The organism is Pararcticibacter amylolyticus, from assembly GCF_003130405.1.
Taxonomy (GTDB): Bacteria; Bacteroidota; Bacteroidia; order Sphingobacteriales; family Sphingobacteriaceae; genus Arcticibacter; species Arcticibacter amylolyticus.
The window spans coordinates 314,897-317,028 of the sequence record NZ_QEAS01000003.1; the positions used below are offsets into that span (position 1 = coordinate 314,897).

Annotated in this window: 2 protein-coding genes; both read right to left on the reverse strand. The window is 45.1% G+C overall.

The features are described from left to right. On the reverse strand, nt 1-745 hold a 745-nt coding region (locus DDR33_RS05680; RefSeq protein ID WP_158280642.1), incomplete at its 3' end, for a hypothetical protein. A gap of 167 nt (nt 746-912) precedes the next feature. After that, nucleotides 913-2,112, reverse strand: a complete 1,200-nt coding sequence (locus tag DDR33_RS05685) for a glycoside hydrolase family 88 protein (RefSeq protein ID WP_109414849.1) — start codon at nt 2,110-2,112, stop codon at nt 913-915. Nucleotides 2,113-2,132 lie beyond the last annotated feature (20 nt).

The window sequence follows — 2,132 nt, forward strand, 5'->3', positions numbered from 1 at the left end:
AGCCAACGACTACACCACCACGCCGGCCCATATCTCCGCCGTCTCCTGTTCTCCCGGCCATTGCAAACTGCCGTCCGTTTACTCGGATGTTATATGTAAGTTCTTTTACCTGATCCGGATTGAGCCCTATCTCTTTGAAAGGGAGGGCAAGTTCATACAGATAGTTCCCTTCTTTATCATAAGCTGCCGCTGCTTTTATCCCATACTCATTGTAAATCGAGATAAGGCTGTCACTGATCTGTTTAAAGCCCGATATCCCGATCTCCTTCATCCCGGCAAGTTGTTGTTTTCTCATTTCTGCAATAGCGGCCGAGTCAGGTCTTTGACGCCCTTCTCCGGGCTGCCCCATCCCGCCAAAGCCACCACTGCCCTGCCGTCTCTGCCCTCTTTGTGGAGGCGATATGACAGGAAAGGTAATACCGTATGCATCTTTGATCTTCTTCTTCCCTTCCGTATTAATAGAAAAGGTGATGCCGCCCATCATGATTTTATTAGTAATAGCCTGGTCACCTGATTTCACCAGGAGATACAGGTTCTTGTCATCATTGCCAATAGTGTAATAAAGACCTGTATTCTTGTTATATGCTCTAAAAGAAGAGAACGAAGAGTCGGGCTTTCCGTCAACCCTGACCGGCGACTGCACCCATACAGGTTTCGGCTGTGTTTCGGGAAGCTTTTGAGAGGCACAATCCAGGCTCACCAAAAGAGCTGCAACACTGCTTAAAAGAAACAATACTGGTTTCATTGTAATAAAATTTGAAGAATATCTACGTAATATTAGTCATTGCAGAAAACCATATTAAGTAAAAGATACTTACCGGCCAACAATGTATACCAATTACTCTTTTTTGTATACCCTTGCATGTTTCTTTCTGCCTGGTATACCGCTGCTGCATCTGTCTGACAACGATCTTAGCTTTCCTTATATCGCTTCAGAGCTTCTATAAAATAGTAATCAGCATAGGTCAGCGGAACATCAACCTCTTTTTTCTGAGGTAAATGACCGACGCTGTGTTCCAGAATAAACCCGCCATTGGAACCTGTCCCGGCTTTATACTTTGGAGAGGCAAGCGCTTTCAGCATTTTACCCGCACAGTCATAATACTGTGCGGCATCAGACTTGTCTGCGTATTTATACAACTCCAGTAAGGCAGAAGCCATAACCGCAGCGGCAGATGCATCACGTGGCGCATCCGGGATATCGGGGGCGTTAAAATCCCAGTAAGGAACCATGTCAGCCGGCATATTGGGATGATTCAAAATGAACTGGGCGATGTGATTGGCCTGATCGAGGTATTTCTTGTCTTTTGTTTCACGATACATCAGTGTATAGCCATAGAGCCCCCATGCCTGCCCTCTTGCCCAGGCTGATTCGTCAGAATATCCCTGCGCTGTACGTTTCTTCTGAACTTCGCCGGTTTGCTGATTGTAATTTATTACATGGTAAGAACTGTAATCCGGACGAAAATGATTTTTCACAGTGGTCTCCGCATGTGTCACGGCAATCTTATAAAAGGAAGAATCGCCTGTTTCACGGGTTGCCCAGAACAACAGCTCCAGGTTCATCATATTATCGATTATAACAAGAAAATCAGAATCTTTTGAATCCCATGACCTGATACAGCCCACTTTAGGATCAAAGCGGCTGGCCAGTGATTTCGCACTTGTCAAAAGGACATCTTTATATTCAGGCTTCGGAGCGATCTGGTTTGCATTTCCAAAGCTGCAATACATCATAAAGCCCAGATCATGTGTGGTCTTGTTGTCTTTTTCTTTCTTCAGGACTTTCAGTATACGTTCAGCTTCCGTTAATAAGACCTGATCCTTTGTCTGCTGGTATAAATAAAGTAAAGTGCCCGGATAAAAGCCACTGCACCACCAGTCTGATCCACTTGTCTCGAGTTTGTCTGTAGCGGCATGATAGGTTTTAGGAAAACGATCTGCCGGCAGTCTCTTCATCATCACCTTATACTGCGAAGCGGCATCTGCAAAACTCTGGTCTGCAACCTTCAGAAAGCCGGCATCGGGCTTTAACTGCTTTTTCACTGAACACGCCGTTAGTCCCGCTAACAAAGTGCAAAAAATAAATAAACTGGTTCTTTTCATAATCATCAGCCATTGGTTAGCATCGC